This is a genomic window from Rhabdochromatium marinum, from assembly GCF_016583795.1.
Lineage (GTDB): Bacteria > Pseudomonadota > Gammaproteobacteria > Chromatiales > Chromatiaceae > Rhabdochromatium > Rhabdochromatium marinum.
In genome coordinates this window covers 24,787-44,128 of record NZ_NRRS01000014.1, presented here as the reverse complement: position 1 = coordinate 44,128, position 19,342 = coordinate 24,787, and the positions used below count along the sequence as shown (strand labels likewise).

The window sequence follows — 19,342 nt, the reverse complement described above, 5'->3', positions numbered from 1 at the left end:
GGTGCCATGCGATGAAAGACGATCAGGTGCGGATTTTTGTTTCTTCCCCCACCGATGTTGATCATGAGCGCATGATTGTCAAGGATGTCATTGAGCGTCTGGCGCAGGATTATCTGGCCTATTTCCCCCTGCGGGCCATTCTGTGGGAAGAGGAGGCACTGACAGCAGATCGCACCTTCCAGGCCGGACTCACGCAGCCCTCAGAATGTGACATTGTGCTGGTGATTCTGTGGACGCGCCTGGGCTCCCCTCTGCCGGATGATCCCTATCAGGGCATGACGGGCACCGAATGGGAATTCGTCGATGCCGTCGAGAGCTTTCAGGCGCGCGGCCGGCCCGAGGTGCTGGTCTATAAAAAGGCGGCGCCCAAGCTGGTCGATATTACCCATGCCGAGTCAGCACAGGAGGCCATGGCCGACCGCCGCCGGCTGGAGGACTTCTTCCGCGCCCACTTTTTCAATGAAGACCAAACCTTCAGGCGCGCCTTTCGCACCTTTGACAGCGATGCGCAGTTTCGTGAACTGGTCGAGGTGCAGTTGCGCAAGCTACTCAATCGGCGTATCAGCGCCGAACGGCGTACGGCCGCCGGTGAACACCAGTGGCACGGCAGTCCGTTTCGCGCCGGACAGCCGTTTGAACCGAGCGATGAGCGGGTGTTTACTGGGCGCGAGGCAGAACTGCGCGAGCTGATTGAGCGCATCGAAGCGCGTGCCGATTCGGGGGCGGCGTTGGTGCTGCTCAGTGGACCGAGTGGCAGCGGCAAGACCTCATTACTGCGGGCCGGACTGCTACCCAAGCTGACGCGGCCGTTTCGCTTCCAGTCAGTGGCCAGCGTGCGCACCTGTCTGGTCAGTCCCCCGAGCGCTGCTGAGAATCCGCTGGCCACCCTGGCCACCGCCCTCGGTGCCGCGACCTGTCTGGGTGATCCGCTGCGCGGTTTCGGCCTGGATGCCCCCGCGTTGGCAACACTGCTGGCCAGTGATCCAGCGCTGGCGACCCGGCAACTCATTGCGGCACTGCGCGAGGCTGCCCGCACGCAAATGCTGGAGGAACCCGCACGTCTGGCGGTGATGGTTGATCCGCTTGATGCTTTGTTCGCACCACCTGATCATACCCAGGCGACACTGACGACAGATCAGGAGGCCGTCGAACGCCATCTGCAGCACTTTGCTGCGGCGCTGGTGGCGCTGGCGCGCAGCGGTGACTGCTGGGTCATTGTTGCCATGCGCAGCGATGCGCTGTGCCAGCTTGCACGTCTGCCGGCACTGGCTGCGCTGCTTGATGAGTCTGGCTGGCAGCGTCTGGAACCGGTGCCCAGCGCCCGCATTCGCCAGATCATTGAGATTCCAACCCGCATCGCCGGGATTGAACTCGATGCTCAGGTCAGCGGGCCGGGCCACGGGCTGGTCGAACGGATCGAAGCCGAGGCCGACACCCTGCGCCACTGGGCACCACCGCTCCAGGCGCTGCTGCACACCGCTTATCTGAGTGCAGTCGCCACTGCGGGCACCGATCAGGAGCCGGGCCGCCTGAGCATTGAGCCGTGGCGTGCGCCGGGCGGCCTGGCCGGTCAAATGCTCGAACAGGCCGAGGCAGTGTGGCGCGCTGGGCTTGATCCACAAGCGCGCGCCGCCCTGCCTCGGCTGTGCCGGGCGCTGATCAGCCTGGGCCATGAAGGTCAGGCCCTGGCGCGGGCGGGTGATTTGAGGGTGCTGGAGCAGGATCCCTCTACCTGGCGCCTGCTCGCGGCTTTGATCGAGGCGCGCGTGCTAACCGCCGAGGCCGAGTGTGATCCGAGTCGGCGGCTGCGCTGCGAGCATCCCGACTATTCGCTGCGCGCCGCATTGGCGGGTCTTTGGCGCCATGGCCAGCGCAAGCGCTCGGGAGATGCCGCTGCGCCAGCCGGAGAACTGCCAGCGGCCTCTGTCGAAACTGATGACTCGCCTGGTACGCCAGCCATTGACTGGAGTCGCTATGCTGGAGTGGTGCAGGTTAGCCACCCCGTGCTACTCAGTCACTGGGAGCCGATCCGCGCTTGGTTGGGTGACCCTGAGCATCGCGCCCTGCTGCGGTTGCGCGAATCCTTGACTCGGCAGGCACATCTGTGGAAGCGCACTAGTTGTAATCGCGAATATTTGTTCGGCGCTGCCGGCTATGCCGCTGCACAGCGCTTTGCCGCGCGCTTCCCGGATGAACTCGAACCCCTGGAGCGCGAATTTTTGCAGCAAAGCGGTGCCTATCTGGCCTTTGTGCGTCGGCGTAATCTCGGGGTGCGGGCTTTCGGTGTCGTGCTGATTCTGCTGCTGCTGACTGCCAGTACGGCCGCCTGGATTGCCCAGCGCAAGTCGGAGAAAGCCCGGCTGGCCATGCACCAGGTGCAGCTCAAGGAGGCCGATTTGCAGAGTCGTGGCGGCAATACACCACAGGCCGTTGCCAAGGCTCTGGCCGCCGGTGTTGATCTGCCCGCCGAGGCGGTGCGCACCCTGAGCGAGGCCTTCAGTCGCAATCGGCTGCTCGCCATGACGGCCGCGCCCTCGTCCTCGCTGGAGCGGCCCTTACGGCCAGCGGCGAATGCGGCTGGTGACCGGCTGGCCACCTTGCAGCCCGGGCAGGGGGCGCGCTACTGGCGGCTCAGCGCCGGACGTGTTCTGCCTGCCGATCCGCCCGTGCTGAGTGATGGGCGTCTGGGTATCCATTCCCTGGTGATGGCGCTGCCGGACGATCTTGTCTTTGGCATCGCCGAGGCGGGTGTCTATCGGTTGCCGGCCGCTGCCGGAGATCCGCCAAGCTACCCCTGCGGTACTACGGCGGGTGCGGTTGTGGCGCTGGACCCCGCGCGGCAGCGTCTCGCGCTGGCGACTCCCGCAGCGGCGGGGCATCAGGGCGTGTGTGTGCTGGATTTGACCCAGCCGGGTCGCGTGCTCTTTCAGCAAGCCTTGAGCGAGCAAGCCTTGCGCGGCCTGAGCTTCGCACCCGATGGCCAGGCCCTGCTCACGGCCTCGACACTTGGGCGCACCCATCTGATTGATCTGGCCGGGCCGGAGGGCACAGCATCCATCCGTTTGTCGCTGCCGCGCGACGGTCCTCTGGGCCGCCCCTTTAATCAAGCCCGCTTTGATCCCTCGGGACAGCGCATTGGCATCGCGGCGGCTGATGAGCAGGTGCGGTTGTTTGAGCGCGATGGACGGGAGATCGGCGCTCTCAACAGCGCGATGATCGATGGACAGCCGGTGCGGATTCACAATAGCGCGGTGCGGGATCTGGCCTTTGCGCCCGATGGCCGTGCGCTAGTGGCGGTGGATGACGAGGGGCAGGTGGTGCGCTGGTCTCTGACCGATCCACCGCAGGCCGTGGTGCTGGGTCAGCATGAACTTAGTATTGTCAGTGTGGCTGTAGGCGATCCCAATGCGGTGCGCACCCGACAGAATGATGTCGCGCGCGCGCCCAATACGCTGGTGTTGACCGCCTCGCTTGATGGCACCGCGCGGCTGTGGAGCCTGGCCACCGGCAAGCCCTTGGCGGTGTTTGGCCATGATGGCGCACTGAATTGGGCGCGCTTTGCCGACGCGTCGCAGCGTGTGCTGAGTTTCTCGCAACGCGATGCCTCCCTGCGTTTGTGGAGCGTTCAGCCAGTCTCTCGCCTGGCGTTTGAACTCAGGCACGCGGATCCGGCCAACCATGTTTGGCATCTCGACACCACAGCAATGCCGCCCGCCTTGCTGGCCGCCGCTGCGACGGAGCCGTCCGGTCCATCCACTCAGGCGCCAGTACAAGGAGCGGCCAATCCCTTCCTGCTGGCCACCGCCGGCTATGACGGGCAGGTGCAGGTCTGGCGCTATGATCGGGATGGGGAGCCGCCGCATTTAAGCTATCGTTTCGCGCAACAGGAGGAGACGCCGGCAAGCGGAGCTTCGCCCGAAGCGGTGCGTCCGGTGCGCCGGGTGCAGTTTTCGCCATCCGGGCGACGGCTGGCGGCGGCCCGTTTTGATGGCAGCGCGCGGGTGCATGATCTGCTGACCGGACGTTCCTGTCGCCTGCAGGTGATGGCTGCTCACGCAACCCAGGTGGATGCACCGAGCGCTGGCAAGGTTTTTCAGGTGCTCTTTGCCCCCGACGAGCGCTGGTTGTTGACCACCTCAGATGATACAACCCGCCCGGTGCGGCTGTTCGATCCCCGCGTCTGTGTGCCGATTGACGGCATTCCCGTGCTCGAACAGCCCGGCGCGGCAACCGAGGCGGCTGCGGTGCGTCAGCTCGGGGCTGACACCTTGGTGGCGGTTGGTGATGAGGCGGGGGAGGTGCGTCTGTTGCGCGCCAATCCCTCCGGCGCATGGCGCGAACACTGCGCTATGTCAGCCGAAGTGGGGGCGATCAGCGCTCTTGCCATCGCACCGGATGGGCGCACGCTGGCTATTGCCGGTGAGGACAGCCGGCTGGGCATCCTGTCCCTGGAAGCCGAGGGCTGTGGTCGGCTTGAATATGGCAGCGGTCACAGTGATCGGCTCTACAGCGTTGCCTTTTCCCCGGATGGTACGCGGATCCTCACCGCCTCGCTCGATAAAACGGCGCGGCTGTGGACAAGTGCCGGGCAACCGCTGGCGGTTCTGCGCGGCCATCAGGATCGCATTTACAGTGCTTCTTTCAGCCCCGGCGATGGGCGTTGGCTGCTGACGGCTTCGCGTGATGGATCTTTGCGTGTATGGCGTTCGCCGTCTGCCGATGAGCCACCGGGCGTTGTCAGATCGCTGCGTGATTTCCTGCCGTTGCAAGCCGATCTGGGGGGCGCGGCCTTTGCCGGGTTCAGCCCCAGTGGTCGCTATGTTGCCGGAGCTTACTGGGACAATGCCGCGCTTCTGTGGCGCATGTGGCGTGAGGATGACCCGCAGGATGCTAATTTTTTTGCGCGCTGGGGTCAGGATCGTGCCCGACTTGCCTTGCTGAAAGAAGCCTATCGCTTCCGGCGTGATAATCAGGTCAGCGAAACGACTGTACAGACAGAGACCGAGTTGTGATTGGCTGCTTGCTTGATCTAGTCACGCTGACGCAGCCGTTCCCTGTCTATGGGCCGACGTAAGGAGGCCCAACAAGCGGCATCCTGAAGAACTTCCCCTGTAGGTCGGGTTAGCGCAGCCTAACCCGACCTACGGTGCGGCTGTCAGGCACTCGATCAGGAGCAGAATCTCGGCGGACATGCTGTAGGTCAGTCCCTCGGTGTCGGCCAGGGCGGGGTCGCGGCTGCCTTGGCAGATGGCCAGCAGGGGCTGGAGGAAGGGGCGCAGGGCGTTGGGCAGGTCCGGGTGCGCGGCCAGCGCGTTCAGCCGCGCCTCGGCGGTGGCCGGATCACCGGCGAGCAAGGGCTCGCTGACCGCCAGGGCCAGGCGGCCCGAGACGGAGTGGTTCTCGCCGCCATCGCGTCGGTAGGCCAGATAGGCCGCCACGGCCTTGGCGCGGGCATCAAAGGCGGCCGCAGGGTTGCCGGCGTCGGTCTCGATACGGGCGAGGACGCCCCAGGTCTTCCAGGGCTCGGCGGCATGACCGAGCCCTGCCTTGCTCTCGCTGGCCCGGCGCACCTCCCGACGGGCCTCGTCGAGCCGGCCGAGCCGGCGCAGGGTCGCGGCCAGGTTGCTTCTGACGACACCCTCACCGGCCAGATCCTCGATCTCCACATAGCGATCCGCCGCCTGGCGGTACCAGGCCACCGCCTCCTCGGGGCGGTGGAGGACATCGTCGTAGAGATTGCCCAACTGCCCCAGTGTGCTCGCCTGCTTGGCCTTGTCCCCCAGCCGCACCTCGAGCGCCAGCGCCTGCCGATAGGCATCCTCCGCCGCCTCGCCCCGGCCGGCCGCCTGCAGGGCCATGCCGGTCTGGTGCCAGATCACGGCCACGGTGCCCGGCTCGCCCAGTGCCTCGAAGCGCGTCCGGGCCTCCGCGTAGGCCGCCAGGGCCTCGTCGAGGCGGCCCTGCAGGAGCCGTACCGTGCCGAGCTGGCCCTTGCCTGCCGCGACATCCCGCTCGGCACCGCGCTGCTCATCAAGCCGGATGCCCCCCTCATAGGCCGCCGCCGCCTCGTCTAGCCGGCCCAGGTTGCGCAGACAGTCGCCGCGCTCGGTGAGACAGATCGAGGCCATGCGCTCGGCGGCCCGGTTGGACCGCTCCCGGGCGATGGTCTCGAAGCCCTGCCGGGCCTGCGCCAGCAGCGGCAGGGCGGGCTCGGCGGCGCCGGCCGTCTGCAGCACCCGGGCGAGCAGCCACTGGGCTCCGGCCAGGTCGTAGTCGGCCCCTGGGTAGGCCGCCGGTCCGGCCGCCAGAGCCCCGTCCAGCAAGGCCCGGGCGCCGTCGAGGGCGGCCTGGAGCTGACCGGCCGCCAGTTGCTGCTCGATGCGGGTACGCTGGGCCTCGAAGGCCGCATGGCTGGCGCCGTGGCCCTGGGCGCCCAGCGCCTGCGCCGCCGTGTCCCGGGCGCGGGCCAGGCGCTCCTGCAGGCGCGGTCGGCCGAGCCACTGGAAGAGCTGATGCAGCGCGCTGGTCAGATCGATGACGGACTCCGGGTCCCCGGCGGCCTCGACCCGCTCCAGCAGGGCCAGCAAGTTGGCCAGCTCCAACACCGTCAGGGTCGCGGCCAGCTCGGTGTTTTGGCTCCGCTGCTGCTTCAGGAAGGCGACATACTCCCCCATGGCCTGCTGCCAGCGCGCCTCGAGATCCGCCCACGCCGGCGCGTCCAGCTCGCGCAGCAGGTAGGGACAGAGCGCCGGGTTGAGGGCCAGGTGGTTGTAGGGGCCGGCGGTGGCGAGTCCGGTGTCGATCAGGGCCTGGGCCAGGTCGGCGACCTCGGTCTGCTCCCAGCCCATCATGGCGCGCAGCAGGCCGAGGTGGACACCGCCCTGAAAGACCCCCAGCACCCGCACCCGCTCGCGCTGCTCCGGGCTCAGCCGGGCCAGTGACAGGGCGACGCTGGCATAGAGCGACTGCTCGCGCTGGCCGGGCCAGCGGCGCTCCATCTCCTCCATCAGCGCGACCAGCCGCTCGCGGGTGGCCTCGACGCCTTGGGCGCGGAGGCTCGGGGCGAGCAGGGCCAGGGTGCGGGCGTGGCCCTGGACGCTGTCGATCAGCGCCTGGATGGCCTCGGTCCGGGCGTCGGGGAGACCGCTGCCTTCCTGACCCAGGACCTTCTCGATCAAGGTGATGGCGTCCGCGTTCGCGAGCCGGTGCAGCTCGCGGCGGTTGCGGGCGTGGTCGAAGGGGGCCGGGAGCGGCTCGCGGCTGGTGAGCAGCAGCCGGGTCTGGCCCGTGTCGAGCAGCCCATGGGCCAGGGCGAGGATGGCCTCGAGGGTGTCGCGGGTCTCCCGGACCAGGGTCTCGGGGGCCTGGGCGTCGAGGCTTCCGGGCAGCAGGGATTCCAGGTTGTCGAGCACGATGAGCGTGCGCTGCTCGCGCAGGACGCGCTCGATGGGTTGGCGTGCCTTGGCGATGTCCTCGAAGGCGGTGACGCTGTAGTTCGGCACGAGCTGGCGCCCGAGCGTGTCGAGCACGGCCTCGACCCTCAGGTGCTGCTCGACCGAGACGAAGGCGATGCGCGCGACCGCGCCGGTGCGCAGCCGCCAGCGGGCCAGTTCGCAGGCCAGGGCGGTCTTGCCCTCGCCGCCCTGGCCTCGGATCAGTGCCCAGCGCTCGCTGTGCAGCAGGCGCTCGAGGGCCAGCAGCTCGCGCGAGCGGCCGATGAAGCCGGTCTGGGGCGGGTCCGGCAGGTCGCCGAGGCGGCGGGCGAGGTCGTCGCGAATGGCCTCGAGCGTGCGCGGCGCTGGCGTGCGGGTAAAGAGTCGAGGGTCGTCCTGCTCCTGATAGAGCACGGGGACGAACCAGTCCTGCAGCCGCAACTGTCCGGCGCCGAAGACCTGTCCACGGGCGTCGTCGTCCTTCAGGGTGCGCTGGCCTTCGAGCATGGCGTCGCCGATGCGCTGTCCGGCGGCCAGGGCCGCGTAGAAGGGCGTGACGAAGCGTCGGGCCGTCTCGACCAGCACCGAGTGTGTCATGGCGACGACACCGGCGACGCCGACCTGGAGCAGCGCGCTGGCGACGGACTCGGTGGCGTCCTCGGCCTGGGCGGTCTGGCAGGCCTCGAGGAAGACCAGCGGGATGCGGTGGTCGCGCAGCAGCGGCCCGAGGTCGTCGGTGTAGCTGGTGCGGTGGCCGCGCCGCTCCAGCTGGGCGAGGTCGGCCGGGTCCTCGAAGCAGAGTCCGCCCAGTCCTTTCTGGCGGTCGTAGACCCCGTGGCCGTCGAAGTGGATAACGTGGACGGGCTCGCCCCGCTCGCGGGCGCTGTCCAGTGCCTCGCGCAGGGCCGGCAGGGTCGGCGGTTGCAGGATGCTCAGCTCGACCAGACCGCCCAGGTGCTCGATGGCCTCCACCAGCGGCAGGGCCGAGACGCGGTGATCGATGTAGCCGCAGGCGTCGTCCTCGGGCCGCGGGCTGACCAGCAGGATGCGGATCGGCGGGTCCAGCGGTGGGCGGTCGTAGCCCCGGGTGCTCGGCAGGCGGCGGCGCACGCGGGTGGGCCGGGCGCCCTGGAACAGGAATCCCTGCCCGTCGTTCAGCAACTCCCAGGGCAGGCCGAGCAGGGCGGTCGCGGCCTCCTGGGCCTCCCGTTGCTCGGCCTCGTTGGTGCCGGCCAGGGTTGCGGCGTCCACCTGCACGGAGAAGCGCCGGGCGGCGTTGGCGCTGACGCCGTTCCAGGCGGTCAGCACGTTGGCGGTCTGCCCGCTGGGCATGGCCGCCTGGTAGAGCTGCTGGCCCCACTTGACCAGATCCTGCTCGACCTCTCTGGCGCGCGCCTGGTAGGGCTCGCCCGGCCAGAGTGGGTATTTCTCCAGATACCAGGCCAGCTCATCGGCCTCGATCGGACCGATGGGGGCGACCAGGCGCCAGTCCTGCTGGCTGCGCACCTCGCGGGCGCCGGTCTGCGCCGGCTGGTAGACCAGCCGAGCGCGGGCCTGGGCGCGGCGGATATTCTTGTCGTCGACCTGGAAGCCGAGATCGGAGAGCTCCAGGACCAGGTCTTCGAGGGGCCGCTCGTCCTGCTGAGCCACGGGTTCGATGTCGGCGATCAGCTCTCGGCCCAGGGCAGCCAGGATCTTCGGCAGGGCCTCGGCGATGCCGTCGGGGGCGCTGGACAGCGGGATGTAGGCGGGCGCGGCACCAAAGTATCCTGAGAAGGCCCCGAGCTTGGTGCCGTCCAAGGTGAGCGGGATGACCCGGTATTGGTCCGCGCCTTTCTCCTGCTGGACGTCCAAAGCGAGCGTCAGCTCGGCACAGACCCAGTCGGATTGGAAGGCATCCGGGCTGATCAGGACCAGGAAGGCATCCGCGTTACGGATCGCCAGTTCGATCTCAGGATGGAGCCGATCGCCGCCGACCAGCTCGCGAGAGTCGATCCAGACCTGGATCCCGTTCAGTTCCAGGACGCGCTGCAGCGCACGGACCTGATCGTCGTCTTCTGTAGCGTGAGAGATGAAGAGCCGCATCCTGCCGTTCCTGTGCGCCGATGGGGGCTCTATTCTTGGCCATTCGTAACGAAAAAGGCAACTACGGATCGTCTTTGCATAGGTTACCCAAGTTGCAACCTTGATGGTTCGGCGTCCATCGGAGTTTGCTAGCGTACAACGACTGGCGAGGAACCCCGATGGACACACAGATTATATTCGTATACTGCCTTTGTGACGATCTATTGAAAGCACTCGGGTCATCGTGAACCTGGCCTCAGAGTGCTTGCGGATCGGGGATAAAGCGCAGCACGGCGCTGTTGATGCAGTAACGCTTGCCGCTTGGTGCCGGGCCGTCATTGAAGACATGACCCAGGTGAATGCCAGAGCTTGCACTGCGCACCTCGGTGCGACTCATGCCGTGGCTTAAGTCCTGGTGCATGGTCACAGCGCCTGCGATGGGTTGAAAGAAACTGGGCCAGCCGGTGCCGCTTTTGAACTTCGCGTCACTGCGAAACAGCGGAGCGCCGGTGACCGGATCAACATAGGTGCCGGGGCGGTGATTGTCGAGCAGCGAGCCGCTGTACGGTGCTTCGGTGCCCTTGCCGTAAGCGATCTCAAAGGCTTCTGGGCTCAGGGTTTGCTTGGCAAGCCACCGCCAGAAGCGGTCCGCATCGCCGGTATAGCCGGTGTAACGCGCGCTTTCCTTGCCTTGTTCAAATAGCACGATGGTTGGAGTGGCCCACAGGGGTTCTGATAGCACCCAGTCTGTGGGTGGCTGCGTCGACAGGGTGCGGCGCACAGGAACTGGCGCTGACCAGTGGGCCAAGATTTCCTGGTTAAATAGCACACAGTAACCGCAGTCTGGTGCCTCAAAGGCGATTAACTGCCGGGTGGTGGACAGTTCGCTGCCGACCAGAGGCTTGCGCTCAGCATCAGCCGGCGGGCTGTGTGTTGGTGTTGATGCCGAGGCTAGGGTATCTGGGTACTTGACGCCGGTACCGCCCAACCCGCAGTAACCCTTGGGATTTTTTTGTAAATAATCCTGATGCTGGGCCTCGGCGGGGTAGAAGGTGTTCAGTGGTGCGATCTCGGTGGTGATGGCTCCGTAGCCAGCGGCGCTCAGGGCGTCCTGATAGATGGCCTTGGTGCGTCGTGCGACAGCTTCCTGGGCTGCTGAGTTGAAGTAAATGGCGCTGCGATAATTGGAGCCACGGTCATTGCCCTGGCGATTACCCTGGGTGGGGTCATGGTTTTCCCAAAAACCAATCAGAATCGCCTCCAGGCTGGTTTTGCCTGGGTTGAAGCTGACCTGTACCACTTCTGCGTGATTGCGCAGCTGGCCCCGGCGCTCGTCGCGCAGAATTTGTTGGTAGCCGGGGTTGGGCCGCTCACCGCCGGCATAGCCGCTGACAACATCGGTGACGCCTGGCAGTTCAGACATGCGCTTCTCGGCTCCCCAGAAGCATCCCATCCCCAGAACAATGCGCTCCTGATCAGGATTAAGCGGCTGGGCCAGGGATTGTCCTGAGGCCAGCAGCAGGGATCCCAGGCCAAATGCGCTGATCAGTGCCATGACGCGGCTTGCCAAGCCTTTGCCAAGGCGGCCGGGTGGTGGTTCGGTGCGGTGATTATTGGTCATCGGGGAAAATCCTCATCAGTGACAGGCCTTAGCCATTAAGGCTGGCTCTGTATCAGATGCGAACCCTCTGGCCAAAGCCAAGGGGGTGCAAGAATCACCGGTTCAGTCGCGCCTGAAACAGCGCAAATGGGATTCTGGCTCGCACTACTTCAGGTTAGGGTTTATTCTTAAAGAATTATCCCGGGGCTGCTGCGGCAGCCGAATACCCTGATGCGCTTCTGGTGTTGGATACTGGCTCAAGGCTAACGGATGGCCTTGACACAGACCAATCCCGATGATTGGACGCTAACGAAAAAATGTCAACAACATCAAATCAATTAAGTCAGAAAAGTGTTCTCGTAGTCGATGATTATGCTGAAATGCGTAACGTACTGCGTGCTATCCTGCGCTCATTGGAGATCAGCAACTTTGAGCTGGCCTCCAACGGCAATGAGGCGCTGACAATTATCAGGAAGCGCCGCCCCGATATCATTCTGTGTGATTACAACCTTGGCGACGGCAAGGACGGCCAGCAGGTGCTTGAAGAGGCGCGTGATCGGCAGCTGATTGGGGTCGAAACCATTTTTGTCATGCTGACGGCGGAAAACACCCGCGAGATGGTTATGGCTGCGGTGGAGCATATTCCCGACAGTTTTCTAACCAAGCCATTCACTGCAGAGTTGCTGAAAACCCGGCTCGAAAAGCTCATTCAGCGCAAAGCCAGGCTCTCTAAAGTTGATCAGGCGCTGCTGGCAAAAAATTACACCGGCGCCATTAACGGGCTGAATTCCCTGCTGGCCGATAAACCCAAAAATCGCCTGGAACTGCTCAAGATCAAGGCCGAGGCTTTGATTAGTGCAAATCATCTGGAGGAGGCGCGCAAAGTCTACCAAGGCGTTTGCGACGAGCGGGATGTGCGTTGGGCCAGGATTGGCCTGGGTAATGTGCACTTGTTGAAAAAGGAGTATCCAAAAGCTGAGGAAATTCTGCGCGGACTGATCAGCGAAGATCCTGCCATCATCCATGCCTACGATTTGCTTGCCAAGGTATTGCTGGCTGAGGGGCGTCTGGAAGACGCCGAAACAATTCTCGAACAGGCGGCGGAGTTATCACCACGTGGCTTGAAGCGGCAGGTGATGCTCGCCGAGCTGGCGTTTAAGGAAGGCGATACCGAGTCGGCGGAGAAGTGGTTCAGAAACGCCGTCAAGCTGGCGAAACATTCCCACCACAACCATCCTGCGATTTACGGCGGGCTAGCGCTGTCCCTCACTGCCAATGGCAAGCACCCCGAAGCCGTGAAGGTTGCGCATGAACTCTCACGCAATTTTGTTGGACATTCAGAGGTCGAGTTTTATCGCGCTACGGCGACGGCGATGATTAAAGCCAACCAGGGCGAATTGAAAGAAGCTGCTGCCGCCTTGGCGATCGCCGAACTGGAACGGGATGCGGTCAGCGGCGCGCGTGCCTCTCAGCTGGGACTGGAGATGATTGGTGTCTACGCCAAGCTTGGACAGCGTGAAAAAGCCGAGGCAATCCTGCACAATGCCATCGCCAACAACCACGATGATGAGGGTGTGCTCAAGCAGATCAAACAGATCTGCGAGAACGCCGGCCTGGAAGAAACCGACGAAAAACAGGTCAACCAAATTCGCCAAGAAGTCATTAAAGTCAACAATGCCGGGGTGCGCCTGATCAAAGAGGGCAACTATGAAGCGGCGATCAAAATGCTGCGTGACGCAGCAGACAAACTGCCCGGCAATAAGACTGTGAGCCTCAATACAGCCAAAGCGCTCATCATGAAGATGGAACAGCAAGGGGTACAGGCTGATGATTTGCACTTACTGCGTGACTACATTGAGCAGGTGCGCATCGTGGCCCCGGACGACTGGCGCCTGGCCGATGTATCCTCGCGCTTGCAGCGACTCATGGCAAATAAGGAGAAAGTCTGAATTATGGCGATGGATTTTTCCGACATGCTGGCATCGTCGATTCATGACATCAAAAACTCTTTGAGTCTGATATCGACCACCCTGTCCGGGATGATTGATAATCCCAAAAACACCTTTGCTGATACCCATCAGGCGACGCTGCTTCAGCATCAAGTGCAGCGTGTTAACCACAATCTGATGCAGTTGCTATCGCTGTATAAGCTCGGCGAAGGTGCGTTATCGATCGATATTGATGAGCAGAATGTCGAGGATCTGTTTATCGAATGTTTGGCCAACAATCAGACCATCTGCCAAGCACTGGGCGTTACCCTCAGCTATGAATGCGATCCGATGCTGAATGGCTTTTTTGATCTCGAAATGATTCGCAGCGTCATTGACAGCACCATTGGCAATGCGCAACGCTACTGCAAGGCGCGTATTCAACTCTCGGCTCGCGAGGAAGACGGTTTTCTTGTGATTCGTGTTGAGGACGATGGGGAAGGTTTTCCCGCAGCCTTTCTGCATCACGGCACTGCCGATGAGCATCTGACCCTGGATCAGCCGCGTGCCACCGGGCGTACCCGTCTCGGCTTGATCTTTGCCGAAAAAATCTGCGATCTGCATCGTTCCGGGGAGCGTAAAGGCCATATTGACGTGAAAAACAACTGCGGCGGTCTGCCGGGGGGTTGTTTTGAACTGTGGTTACCCTAAACCCAACAACCTGTCATCCTGAGTTATGCACCGCCTTTGCCGTATTAGAATGCTCACCCTCGCGCGACTCACCGTCGCCCTGGCGCTGTTGTTTGGTCCTTTGTCCGTGGTCGCTAGCAGCGATCTGCGCATGCTGATTGATGTGTCCGGCAGTATGCGCCAAAACGATCCACAAAACCTGCGCGTTCCCGCCTTGCGGCTGGTCAGCGAGTTGTTGCCACTCGACAACCAGGCCGGTGTGTGGCTGTTTGCCAATGCCCCGCAACCTCTGGTGGCGCCTGGTGTCGTTGATGAGGCTTGGAAGCAGCGCACCCGCGGGCAGTTGCGCCGCATCCACTCCAACGGCAACTACACCAATATCGAAAGCGCCATCAATGCCGCGCTGGAAGGCTGGTCATCGCCCCCGGCGGCTGACGAAGAGCGCTACCTGATTCTGCTCACCGATGGTTTGGTTGATGTTCCCGATGTTGCGGGCGAAAACAGCGATGCCGCCTCACGCCAGCGCATTCTGGACAGCACCATTCCCCGCCTGCAAGACCTGCAGGTCAAAACCAATGTGGTGGCACTTTCCGATCAGGTCGATGCAGCACTGGTCGAGGCTTTGACCCAGCAAACCGGCGGCTGGCTTGAAGTGGCTGAAGACTCCGAGGCCCTGCAGCGCGCGTTTTTGCGCATGCTGGAGCAGTCCGCACCCCCGACCACTGTTCCGATCGAAGGCAACCGCTTTACCATTGACACTGGTGTGCGTGAGTTCACCTTGCTGGCTTTTCACGCCCCTGGCGAGCCGGTGTCTCTGATCACCCCGGATGGCAAGACCATCACCGCCGGGCGTATTCCGCTGGCTGGGGCGATGAGCGTCTCCTGGAATGACGGACAGGATTACGATCTGGTCACCATCACGGCTCCCACGCCGGGCGAATGGGAGTTACAGGGCAGTCTGGATCCGGACAACCGGGTCGCGGTCATGACGGATCTTGGTCTGGCAATGGAACCGCTGCCAAATTCAATTCCTACTCAGGCCAACTTCGTTCTGGAGCTCTGGCCTACCGAGCAGGGTTCTCCGATCAAGCTCAAGGACTTCCTAAATCTCGCCAGCGCCAAGGTCGAATTTAACGTTACAGCCCAGCACACGGAAACCAGCGCCAGCTCTGATCCGGCCGCAGCACCCCAAGGATTCAATCAGCAGGGATCCGCTCAGAGCGCAGCGGGCAGCCTGCCGTTAGCCGCACCTTCGGCAACGATTCCAGCGCTGGCGCTGATGTTGCCGCTCGATCCGAACACCCTGACCTATCGCATGGATGTTCAGTCCGGCACTCTCATGCCTGGTACCTACCGAGTGCGCGCGCTGCTCGAAAGCCCGACCTTCAAGCGTCAGATCACCCGCAGCCTACGGGTCACCGGCAACCCGCTCAAAATCAGCTATCAGCCCGACATGCCACCACCGGGGGAGCTGGGCGATGCGCAACTTGGCGTACAGCTGGAGTTCGATTCCAAGCTAATCAGACCCGGCAGCCTGTTTGGCTATCTGCGTCTCGAAGGGCCGGAGGGCAATGATTCTGTACTGGAATTCAATGCGCTGAGCCGGGATTCGACCCACTATGAGATACCCATCACTCGGGCCGGTGCTTACAGCGCCAGCGCGCGTCTGCGGGCCGAAACCGTGGCTGGCGAGGCGCTGATTTTGGAGTCGCCCAGGGAAAGCTTCCTGTTCGATTTTCGCGACGGTCGTCCGCCGAAAACAGCCAATAAGGGCGCGACGGACGAGATTTCCTGGCCGCTGCTGGCCGCAGTAGTGGGTGGTGGCACCCTCGCGTTTGCGGCGTTGATCGGCCTGGTGCTGCTGATCACCCGGGCGCCTTCCGCAACAACAAATAAAAAGGCGAAAAAAAAAGGCCAATCCAGCGACGACACAGCAGACGATGACGATGACGATGAAGGGGAGGCCCTGACATGACGACGCTTGAACTGGCCAGCTTGATCATGTCCGCCGAGTTCGCGTTGGCCTCAGCGGTGATTCTGTTCGTGGTGCGTCGCCGTCAGCGCCGCGCAGCAGCGGATCAGCACAGCCAAACGGCTGATCTCAAGAGTACCGTCCAGGGTGAACTTCCATCACGACGCGAATCCCTGACCAAGCTCTTTCAGTCCAATGCGCAGCTCAAGGGTCGCAAGCTGACCACCACTGTGGATACCTTCTTGGCACGCGAGCAGGCCTTTTACGACGCCATGCTGAATATCCATTTGAATGAGAATGGCAAATCGCTGCGCGATATTCCCGATGAATTACGCAAGGTGCTGAGTCCCTGGGCGGAACTTCAGGCCAACACCAACCAGGAAGTGACTGCCTTGGGTGATCTGCGTACTGAGAATGCCGAACTGGGCGAACAGTTGCAGCACAATAAAGAGGTCATCGAGCGCCTGCTTGAGGAGTATAACGCCACCTTCAACCGCTTCCAGAAAAGCGATGATGATGATGACAATAACAAAGGCGCTGAAGCCGATGCAGAGGAAGCGGCGCCGGCTGTTGATGAGCCTGAGGAAGAGGGCATGCTGGCACCGCCACTCCCCGAGGCTGATGACGACGACAGCCAGCCCGTGCAGCTGCTTGATGCCGTTCCCGACGACAGCGACGAGGAAATGATTATCACCGAAGCCGATGAGGGGGATGAACTCGCTGACCTGTTTGACTCCCGTTCCTGATCATCTGATCAATTGCGCCAATACGCGGGCAGGAACAGAATCAACAGGGTAAAAATTTCCAGGCGCCCGGCCAGCATACTAAAGACGCCCAGCCACTTGACCACCGGGTCCATGGTGGTAAAGGTCGCGGACACCTCGCCCAAGCCAGGGCCCAGCAGATTGATGGTTGCCACCACGGCACCAAAGGCGGTTTCCAGATCCAGCCCCGCCGCCATCATGGCGACGGTGAGCATGAGTGCGGTCACGATATAGAGCACATAAAAGCCCCATACCGAAAAGAGCACGTCATCGCGTACCGGCCGTTTGCCGATCTTCACCATCGCCATGGCTTGCGGATGGGCCAACTGAAACAGCTGCCGCACGCCGAGCTTGGCCAACAGCATCACCCGCAGCACTTTAAGCCCCCCGGCGGTTGAGCCACCGCAGCCGCCGACAAAGGCGAGAATTACCAGAATCAGTGGAATATGCAGCGGCCAGTCGGCAAAGGTCGCGGTACTGTAGCCTGTCCCGGTCAGCACCGAGGCGGACTGAAAGGCGGCGTAACGCAGGGCACCCCAGGCTCCACTCCATTCGTTATTCCAGTTGCCGCTGAAGCCCCCGGTCCACCAGAGGCTGAGCGCCACCAGTCCAGCGCCACCGGCGAAAATCAGCCCATAAGCTCGCACTTCCGGATCGGTGAAATAAATGCGCAGATCAAGCTTGCGCCAAGCGATAAAGTGCACTACAAAGTTCACGCCACCAATGATCATAAACACAATCGCAATGACTTCAATGGTGGCACTGTCGAAATGGCTGAAGCTGGCGTCATGGGTGGAAAAGCCACCAGTCGCGACTGTGGTAAAGGCGTGACCAATCGCGTCAAAGGTATTCATGCCGGCCAGCCAGTACAGCAGGGCGCACAGCAGCGTTAGTCCCACATAAAGCAACCATAGGGCGCGCGCTGTCTCGGCAATGCGTGGGGTTGGCTTTTCATATTTGGCCACACCCGAGGCCTCGGCACGATAGAGCTGCATGCCCCCCACGCCCATCAGTGGCAAGATAGCCACCGCCAGCACGATAATCCCCATGCCACCCAGCCATTGAATCTGCTGGCGATGATAGAGGATCGACTGGGGCAGGGCATCGAGTCCGACGATCACCGTCGCCCCGGTGGTGGTAAATCCGGAGATGGACTCAAAGACCGCATCAGTCAGACTCAGATGCAGCCCAAGGACAAAGGGCAGTGCGCCCACCAAACCAAGGACGACCCAGAATAGGGTGACAATCAGAAAGCCCTCGCGCACCGAGACCCCGCTCTTGACCCCCAGGTTAAACACCCACAGCAGAGCGCCGGTGACTACGGTGATTAACAGTGACAGGCCGAACACTCCCCACTGACCGTCTGCATAGAGCAGCGATACGCCCAGCGATGGGACGAACCCCAGGCTGTAGAACATCAACAGAATGCCGAACAGCCGCAGAATCGCGCGCCAATGCATCTAAAAATCCGGTTTGTCAGTCATGCCGGTCGGCGGCAGATGGTTTGGTCTCGCGGCGCAGATGACGCTTGGTGTGGTGCAGCGCAAACCAGGTGAATCCGGCAATGACCGGGACCGCCAGCGCCAGTCCCAGCGTGGGGTTAATTGGATAGCCGGCGGTTGACAGCCCTTTGAGCACATAGCCCAGCAGCCCCGCGCCATAGTAACTGATGGCAATCACCGACAACCCCTCAACGGTTTCCTGTAACCGCAGCTGCAAGTGTGCGCGCTTGTCCATCGAATGCAGCAAGCTGCGATTTTGCTCTTGCAGGCTCAGCTCGACCCGCGCCCGGAGCAGTGCAATCAGCCGCCCGGCCCGCTCGGCCAGGCGCTGCTGGCGCTCACCGGTGGAGACGCAGGTGGCAATGGCCGGCGCCAGACGTGCCTCCAGAAACTCGGTGAAGGTCTGCAAGCCTTCAATCCGCTGCTGACGCATTTGTGCCAAGCGCTGCTCGACGATGCGGTAATAGGCACCGGAGGCCTCGAAACGATAGGAGGTCTGTGCGGCGACCGACTCGATTTCGGTTGCCAGCGCCGTCAGCTCGGCCAGCAGGGTGCGCTCATCGGGCAGATTCGCGTCCTCCGCAGCGGCACCATTGGAACCATCGGCACCATCCCGAAGCGAACTCGAGCGGGCAATGGCCTTGGCAACCTTGGTCAGGCGCTGGTCGGCATCGCTTAACAGGGTGTTGGCGCGGCGCGCCAGCGGCAAGCCGAGCAGCGCCATGGTGCGATAGGCGTTGATCTCCAGCACCCGCTTGACCAGACGCCCGGCCTGAGCATCGGACAAACTGATGTCCCGCAGCAGGATATAGCTGTGGCCATCGTCGTGGATGCGCATATCCGAATAGGCTAGGCCGACACCGCCTACTACGCGGGAACCAACGACCGGATTGCCGCTGAACAGAGCCATCAGGGCATGGGTATCGCGTTGCGGAGCATCGCGCGCTTCCAGCGCCAGTACCACCGAGCTGATGACCTCACCGGGCATTTCATGCAACCAGTCGGCGGGCAGATCATCGAGCGGACTGCGCGCAAAGGGGTCGCTGACATCCTCCTCACTGGCAAAGCTGTAGCTGACAAACTCCGTGTGCCGCTCCCAGCGCAGATGCAGCACTCCAAGCTTGGCATAGTGATATTGTCCGAATTGCTCTGGCACCGGCGCGCCGAAATGCTCCAGCAGTCGCTTAAGATGGGCCTCGTTGCGTCCGCTGCCGCGCTCTCCGCACAGGGAGGCGAGGTGCGCGACCCGTGCCGGGGCGCGCAGCGGCTCGAAGGTACGCGCGTGCAGCTCTTCGGTCAGGGCGTGGCGCAGAGGGTGATCACGAAACGGGGCAGACATGCAAGGACTCTGGGTTAGAGGATGGATGCGGTTGGCGCGAAACCATTATC

Annotated in this window: 9 protein-coding genes; 5 read left to right on the top strand and 4 right to left on the bottom strand. The window is 62.9% G+C overall.

Translation table 11 applies throughout. The features are described from left to right. Positions 1–11 precede the first annotated feature (11 nt). Positions 12–5,012 (top strand): nSTAND1 domain-containing NTPase, encoded by a 5,001-nt coding sequence (locus tag CKO36_RS06375; RefSeq protein WP_200282101.1) that lies wholly within the window; start codon positions 12–14, stop codon positions 5,010–5,012. Positions 5,013–5,141: 129 nt separating this feature from the next. Here the strand turns inward: CKO36_RS06375 and CKO36_RS06370 are convergent, their stop codons facing one another. Both CKO36_RS06370 and msrA read right to left on the bottom strand, forming a co-directional pair. Then, entirely contained in the window at positions 5,142–9,518 is a 4,377-nt protein-coding gene (locus CKO36_RS06370; RefSeq protein WP_200282099.1) for a TIR domain-containing protein, read from the bottom strand. Positions 9,519–9,753: 235 nt separating this feature from the next. Beyond that, on the bottom strand, positions 9,754–11,118 hold the full coding sequence (msrA, locus tag CKO36_RS06365; protein WP_200282097.1) for a peptide-methionine (S)-S-oxide reductase MsrA: 1,365 nt from the start codon (positions 11,116–11,118) through the stop codon (positions 9,754–9,756). 278 nt (positions 11,119–11,396) lie between these two features. On the opposite strand from msrA, the gene CKO36_RS06360 reads away from it, so the two are divergent. From CKO36_RS06360 to CKO36_RS06345, 4 genes are read left to right on the top strand one after another with little or no spacing between them, the layout of a single operon-like run. Further along, positions 11,397–13,046, top strand: coding sequence for a tetratricopeptide repeat protein (locus CKO36_RS06360; RefSeq protein WP_242469426.1), 1,650 nt, complete (start codon positions 11,397–11,399; stop codon positions 13,044–13,046). A gap of 3 nt (positions 13,047–13,049) precedes the next feature. Next, on the top strand, positions 13,050–13,736 hold the full coding sequence (locus tag CKO36_RS06355) for a sensor histidine kinase (RefSeq protein WP_200282095.1): 687 nt from the start codon (positions 13,050–13,052) through the stop codon (positions 13,734–13,736). A gap of 49 nt (positions 13,737–13,785) precedes the next feature. After that, positions 13,786–15,690 carry a VWA domain-containing protein gene (locus CKO36_RS06350; RefSeq protein WP_200282093.1) on the top strand — a complete coding sequence of 635 codons (1,905 nt, stop codon included), beginning with the start codon at positions 13,786–13,788 and terminating at the stop codon, positions 15,688–15,690. Continuing rightward, positions 15,687–16,433, top strand: a complete 747-nt coding sequence (locus CKO36_RS06345) for a hypothetical protein (protein WP_200282090.1) — start codon at positions 15,687–15,689, stop codon at positions 16,431–16,433. The genes CKO36_RS06350 and CKO36_RS06345 overlap by 4 nt, the downstream gene beginning before the upstream one ends. A gap of 8 nt (positions 16,434–16,441) precedes the next feature. Here CKO36_RS06345 and CKO36_RS06340 read toward each other — a convergent pair whose 3' ends face one another. Both CKO36_RS06340 and CKO36_RS06335 read right to left on the bottom strand, forming a co-directional pair. Continuing rightward, a complete protein-coding gene (locus tag CKO36_RS06340; protein ID WP_200282089.1) occupies positions 16,442–17,911 on the bottom strand; it encodes a TrkH family potassium uptake protein in 1,470 nt (489 codons plus the stop codon). Positions 17,912–17,927: 16 nt separating this feature from the next. Then, complete coding sequence (locus CKO36_RS06335; protein WP_200282086.1) at positions 17,928–19,292, bottom strand: DUF3422 family protein; 1,365 nt, start codon at positions 19,290–19,292, stop codon at positions 17,928–17,930. Between the last annotated feature and the right edge of the window lie 50 nt (positions 19,293–19,342).